Source organism: Sphingopyxis sp. SCN 67-31, assembly GCF_001725095.1.
Map to the genome: position 1 here is coordinate 1 of NZ_MEFH01000179.1, position 6,023 is coordinate 6,023.

Annotated in this window: 5 protein-coding genes and 1 riboswitch; of the genes, 2 read left to right on the forward strand and 3 right to left on the reverse strand. The window is 66.4% G+C overall.

Going from position 1 to position 6,023, the window contains the following annotated elements; translation table 11 throughout:
• From thiC to ABS88_RS23140, 3 genes are all read right to left on the reverse strand, one after another.
• Positions 1-1,470 (reverse strand): phosphomethylpyrimidine synthase ThiC (thiC, locus tag ABS88_RS23130; protein WP_286750713.1); only part of this gene is annotated, 1,470 nt, incomplete at its 3' end.
• 40 nt (positions 1,471-1,510) lie between these two features.
• A riboswitch (TPP riboswitch) is annotated at positions 1,511-1,622 on the reverse strand.
• Between the two features lie 45 nt (positions 1,623-1,667).
• Positions 1,668-3,227, reverse strand: a complete 1,560-nt coding sequence (locus tag ABS88_RS23135) for a flavin-containing monooxygenase (RefSeq protein WP_286750714.1) — start codon at positions 3,225-3,227, stop codon at positions 1,668-1,670.
• Between the two features lie 648 nt (positions 3,228-3,875).
• A complete protein-coding gene (locus ABS88_RS23140; protein ID WP_286750715.1) occupies positions 3,876-4,901 on the reverse strand; it encodes a MipA/OmpV family protein in 1,026 nt (341 codons plus the stop codon).
• Between the two features lie 291 nt (positions 4,902-5,192).
• Between ABS88_RS23140 and ABS88_RS23145 the strand changes: the two genes are divergently transcribed.
• The gene (locus tag ABS88_RS23145; protein WP_148650931.1) at positions 5,193-5,441 is read left to right on the forward strand and encodes a hypothetical protein; all 249 of its coding nucleotides are present in this window, start codon (positions 5,193-5,195) and stop codon (positions 5,439-5,441) included.
• Between the two features lie 60 nt (positions 5,442-5,501).
• Positions 5,502-6,023: 1-deoxy-D-xylulose-5-phosphate synthase N-terminal domain-containing protein (locus ABS88_RS23150; protein WP_286750716.1), on the forward strand; the 522-nt coding region annotated here is incomplete at its 3' end.

The following is a 6,023-nucleotide window of genomic DNA, read 5'->3' on the forward strand; positions in this document are numbered from 1 at the left end:
GGGCAGGCCGAGATGCTCCTTGGGCGTGACGTAGCAGAGCATCGCGGTGCCGTACCAGCCGATCATCGCGGCGCCGATGCCGCTGGTGATATGGTCGTAGCCCGGCGCGATGTCGGTGGTCAGCGGCCCGAGCGTGTAGAAGGGCGCCTCGCCGCAGGCTTCGAGCTGCTTGTCCATGTTCTCCTTGATCTTGTGCATCGGGACGTGGCCCGGGCCCTCGATCATCACCTGCACATCCTGCTCCCACGCGCGCTTGGTGAGTTCGCCGAGCGTGTAGAGTTCGGCGAACTGCGCCTCGTCGTTCGCGTCGGCGATGCTGCCGGGGCGCAGGCCGTCGCCGAGGCTGTAGGCGATGTCATAGGCCTTCATGATTTCGGTGATCTCGTCGAAATGGTCGTAGAGGAAGCTTTCCCTGTGATGCGCGAGGCACCATTTCGCCATGATGCTGCCGCCGCGGCTGACGATGCCGGTGACGCGCTTCGCGGCGAGCGGGACGTAGGGCAGGCGGACGCCCGCGTGGATGGTGAAATAATCGACGCCCTGCTCGGCCTGCTCGATCAGCGTGTCGCGGAAAATCTCCCACGTCAGCTCCTCGGCGATGCCGCCGACCTTCTCGAGCGCCTGATAGATGGGGACGGTGCCGATCGGCACCGGGCTGTTGCGGATGATCCATTCGCGCGTGTCGTGGATGTTGCGCCCCGTCGACAGGTCCATGACGGTGTCGGCGCCCCAGCGGATCGACCAGACCATCTTGTCGACCTCGGTCGCGACGTCGGACGCGACCGCGCTGTTGCCGATATTGGCGTTGATCTTGACGAGGAAGTTGCGGCCGATCGCCATCGGCTCGCTTTCGGGGTGGTTGATGTTGCTGGGGATGATCGCGCGCCCGCGCGCGACCTCTTCGCGGACGAATTCGGGGGTGACGTAATCGGGGATGTTCGCGCCCCAGTCCTGCCCGTCGCGGACATATTCGGCCAGCCGCTCGCGGCCGAGATTCTCGCGCGTCGCGACATATTCCATCTCGGGCGTGACGATGCCGCGGCGGGCGTAATGCATCTGGCTGACGTTCGCGCCCGGCCTGGCGCGCAGCACGGTCTTGCGGACGTTGGGGAAGGCGGGGACGCCGCCGCTGCGGTCGGGGCCGAGCTGACCATTATCCTCCGGCTGCACCTCGCGCTGCGCCACCTCCTCGACGTCGCCGCGGGCGCGTATCCACGCGGCGCGCAGTTCGGGGAGGCCCTGCGCGATGTCGATGCGGGCGTTCGGGTCGGTGTAGGGGCCACTGGTGTCGTAGACGCGGACGCTGGGCTCACCCGAGTGCGGGTCGAGGTCGATCTCGCGCATCGCGACCCGGATGCCACTGCCGGTGGGACACGCGACATGGACCTTGCGGCTGCCGCGGATCGGGCCGGTGGTGACGCCGATGCTGGCGGCGGTCGTCTTGTCGAGGCGGGAATCGATATCGGCCATGGCAGTCGCTCCATTGCTACGGAGCGAGGTCTGGGATTCCGCGCGGAACGCCAACCCTCCCTCCGCCCGAGTTACCGGGATCAGGTTCGACGGGTCGCGGTCTATTCCGCTCTCAACCTGCGTTTGCGCGCTAGGCTCCCCGGGGATGCTACCACCTTAGCCGCGCGGGCGCGCGCTGTCCATCGGGCGGTTCCGGGTTACTCCGCCGCCACCGCCTCGCGCTTCGTCGCCCGCTGGCCGTCGTAGACGAAGGCGGGGTCCGTCAGGTCGATGTGCGGGAAGGCGTCCTTTTCGGCCCAATAATCTTGATTATGGCGCCATTCGGACTTGTCGCCGCGCTTCGGCATTTTCGACAGGCCGCGCATCAGATAGCCGGGGTTGAAATTATCCTCCTCGATCCACGGCAGGATGTCCATGCCCTGATCCTCGGGACGCAGCGCGACCTCGACCTTCTTTGCGCCGATGTCGTCCATGTGGTTGAGGAGGTTGCAGACGAAGTCGCCCATCATGTCGACGCGCAGCGTCCAGCTCGCGCGGAAATAGCCCATCACCCACGCCAGATTGGGCACCCCGGTCATCATCATGCCGCGATAGGTGACGGTGTCCCCCCAATCGACCGTCCGCCCGTCGACGCTGAAGGGAATGCCGCCCATCACCGACAGGTTGAATCCGGTCGCGGCGACGATGATGTCGGCCTCGATCTCGGTTCCGTCCGACGTGCGGACGCCGGTTTCGGTGAAGCGGTCGATGGTGTCGGTGACGACGGTCAGCTTGCCCTCGGTCGCCGCGCGGAAGATGTCGCCTTCGGGGCAGAAGGCCAGCCGTTGCTGCCATACGCGATAGCGCGGGGTGAAATGCGGCTCGAACTGGAAGTCCGGGTTGCCCGAAAAAAGGCGGATCAGCTCCTTCAGATCCTCGAACACCGCATCGGGTTCGGTCTGGGCGCGGCGGGTGAGCTGGTCCTGATCGTACATGATCTGCGCGCGCACGACGCGGTGGATCGTCGGTTCGTCGATCCCGACCTCGCGCAGACGGTCGGCCAGCTCGTTCTTGTTCTCGGAACAGAAGAAATAGGTCGGCGAGCGCTGGAGCATCGTCACATGCGCGGCCTTTTCGGCGAAGGCGGGGACGATGGTCGCGGCGGTCGCGCCCGACCCGATGACGAGGATGCGCTTGCCCGCATAATCGGTGTTCGGGTCCCACAGCTGGGCGTGGACGAACTGCCCCTTATAGTCCGACAGGCCCGGCCAGTCGGGGATATAGGGCTTTTCATGGTCGTAATAGCCCTGGCACATCCACAGGAAATCGGCGGTGAAGGCGACGGCGGCGCCGTCCGCCTTGCGCACCGCCTCGACCGTCCAGCGATTGGCGTCGCTCGACCAGCGGCAGGCGGTGATGCGGTGGCCGTAGCGGATATGGTCGCCGATGCCGTTTTCCTCGATCACCTCGCCCAGATATTTGAGGATCTCCGCACCGCTGGCGATTGGCGCGCCGACCCACGGCTTGAAGCGGTAGCCGAAGGTGTAGAGGTCCGAATCGGACCGCACGCCGGGATATTTATGCGTCTCCCACGTGCCGCCGAACGTCTCCTTCATCTCGAGGATCGCGTAGCTTTTGCCCGGGCATTGCTGTTGCAGGTGCCAGGCCGATCCGATGCCCGAAATGCCCGCGCCGACGATCAGCACGTCGACGTGAGTCGGTTCGGCGGCCGTGCCGGGGGTGGCGGCGGCCGACGCCGCCCCGATCGCTGTCGTCATGGTCTGTTCCGCTCCCATATTATCTGACTAGGGTTTATGCCCTAATCTGTCGCACGAGTCACGTCTCTGCATTGATCGAAGTCAAAGCCGGGGTGGGGTTCAGCCTTCCGTAGGCTGACCTGTTCCTTCGTCGTGCTGAACTCGTTTCAGCATCCATGGCCGGGCCTTCCCTTTTGCGTCGCCTTTTTATTGGAGGGCAGACCATGGCCCCCCGGATCGGGTCCGGGGCAGGCTCTGAAACAAGTTGGTATTTATACCCTTGAGACAGGGACGCTGGTGATTCCCGGCGAAAGCCGGGGTCCATGCGAGGCAGCGCTGTGCCATCTGGACCCCGGCTTTCGCCGGGGAACGCTCACCTGTCGGATGGGGATAATTGCGAAACAAGTTCAGGGTGACGGAAAAGAGTCATCACAGCCTGGTGCCACACTGATGGGTGTCTCGACTTCGCTCGACACGAACGGGTTCGGGTCGGGTCTTTCCCCGAGGACGGATCGACATTCAGCTCTGGCGGCCTGCAAATGGCGGCTTTTCGCGCTTCCGCTGCTCACGTGCCGTCAGCACGCTGCGCTCCGGGTCCCGAAAAATCCACCATTTTGACCTGTGGTCGTCTTCGACTCCGGCTCGCCATCTTCTGAATGTCGATCCGTCCTAGAATTGATAGGCGATGCCGACGCCGCCGACCCACTGGTCGGCGCTGCCGGCGTCGCGGACGATCGGCGACGCGGCGAAACGGCCGGTCATGCGGCCGTATTGCGCGCCGCCGAGCAGCACGAATCCCTTCCGCAGATCGCCCGACAGCGCCCAGGCGCCGGCGAGGCCGATCGTATATTTGCCCGCGGTCGCCTTGCGCCCGGCGCGGTCGTAGACGGGCAGGCCGCTCGCGGCGCTGCCGAGCGGATCGACGTCGTAATAATAGCGGCCGAAGCCCTTGCCATAGATGTTCAGCGACGCCGAGACGCCGACATAGGCGCGCTTCGACAGCGGGGTGCCATAGTCGATCGTCGGCGAGGCGAACCAGCTTCCGTGCCGTCCCGAAACGTCGGCGAGCCCGACGACGCGGACGCCGAGCTGATCGTAGCGGCTGGTGAAGATGCCCTGGCGGGTGACGCCCATCGCCAATCCCGCCTCGACCGCCAGCTTGCGTTCGCCGAGCGCCTCGACCTGCGCATCCTTGATGCGGCCGGTGCGGTCGCTGCGCAGGCCGATGATCGGGCCGAACTTGAAATCGGTGCGCTGGCCGCGCTTCTGCCGGATCAGGTCGACCTGCAAATTGGTGCCGCGGGTCGAAAAGGCGAAGCCGCTGACGCGCCCGCGCAGATAGAAGGCGGGCAGGACGGCGCGCTCGTCGGAGCCGTTGTAGCTCGGCACGCTGATCACTCCGGCGGCGACCGCGAAATGGTCGCGCGCCCATCGGCGGTCGCCGTCCTCGTCGCGGTCGCGCGCGGCGGGCAGCAGGATCGAGTCGTCGATGTCGCCGCGATCCTGCGCATAGTGGGCGGGGGCGGGTTGGTCGGCGGGCCCGAGTTCGCGCCCGCCGCTCAGGCTGCGGTCGGCGGGCGGCAGCTCATAGGGCAGCGCGGCTTCGTCCGCGGCGGCGGGCGACGTCGTCCCGATCGCGGCGGCGAGGAGGGCGAGGAACGGCAGGCAAAGCAAGCGAAGGGCGGGCGCGACCATGGACGGTTTATCTTCCTGTCGTGGTGCCCCTCTCGGCGCAATGTGTAAGTCATTGACGCCGCAATGCAATGGGGTAGCGGTGACTGGAATCGGGCCGCCGATCCCCGCATCCGCGTGCATCGGACGTCCTTGCGAGCGGCGAAGCCGCGCGGCAGTCCAGAGCAGGTGCAAGCCGCCCCGCCCGCTGCCAAGGCTTCGCCTTGCGATGGTGGGCTTTTCGTTCCACCATGGCGGCATGTCCGATCGTCGCGCCTTCGCTTTTCCATGCCGCGTCCGCGGCGCCGGTGCGGCATGAGCCGGGCGCCGCGCCTTGCCGGCTATGCGCTGATGGCGGCGGCGGCGCTGCTCGCGCTGGCGATGCGGCGCGCGGGGCTGGAGGCGGTCGGGCCGTTTCCCGCCGTCGCGGTCGCGCTGTTCGCCGGAATGGTCGGCGTGATGCTGGTGTTCACCGACCTGATGGTGCGCGGCCTCTATGCGCAGATCGACGCGGTCAAGCGCGGCGCGGACGCGGAGAGCGACGAAAAGGCTCCGCCTCTTTAGAGGAGGGCGGGACCGGCTTTTCGTTCGACAGTTTCGGTGCTTGGCGGTATGAGGCGGCAAATGACCGACCGTCCGCATACGCCGCTGCTCGACACGGTGGATGTCCCCGCCGACCTCCGCAAGCTGAAGCCCGAACAACTCCGCCAGTTCGCCGACGAACTGCGCGCCGAGACGATCAGCGCCGTCGGCGCGACCGGGGGGCATCTGGGCAGCGGGCTGGGCGTCGTCGAACTGACCGTCGCGCTCCACTATGTGTTCGACACGCCGCGCGACAAGATCGTGTGGGACGTCGGGCACCAATGCTATCCGCACAAGATCGTCACCGGGCGCCGGGATCGCATCCGTACGCTGCGCCAGGGCGGCGGGCTTTCGGGCTTCACCAAGCGCAGCGAGAGCGAATATGATCCGTTCGGGGCCGCGCATAGCTCGACCTCGATCAGCGCCGCGCTGGGCTTTGCGATCGCGAACAAACTGAAGGACGAGCCCGGCCGCGCGATCGCGGTGATCGGCGACGGGTCGATGTCGGCGGGCATGGCCTATGAGGCGATGAACAATGCCAAGCAGGCGGGCAACCGGCTGATC

What these genes read in the sequence shown, in the direction of transcription:
- ABS88_RS23145 (WP_148650931.1), top strand. Translation starts at nt 5,193, where the DNA reads ATGAGCCGGGCGCCGCGCCTTGCCGGCTATGCGCTGATGGCGGCGGCG.
- ABS88_RS23140 (WP_286750715.1), bottom strand. Translation starts at nt 4,901, where the DNA reads ATGGTCGCGCCCGCCCTTCGCTTGCTTTGCCTGCCGTTCCTCGCCCTC.
- ABS88_RS23135 (WP_286750714.1), bottom strand. Translation starts at nt 3,227, where the DNA reads ATGACGACAGCGATCGGGGCGGCGTCGGCCGCCGCCACCCCCGGCACG.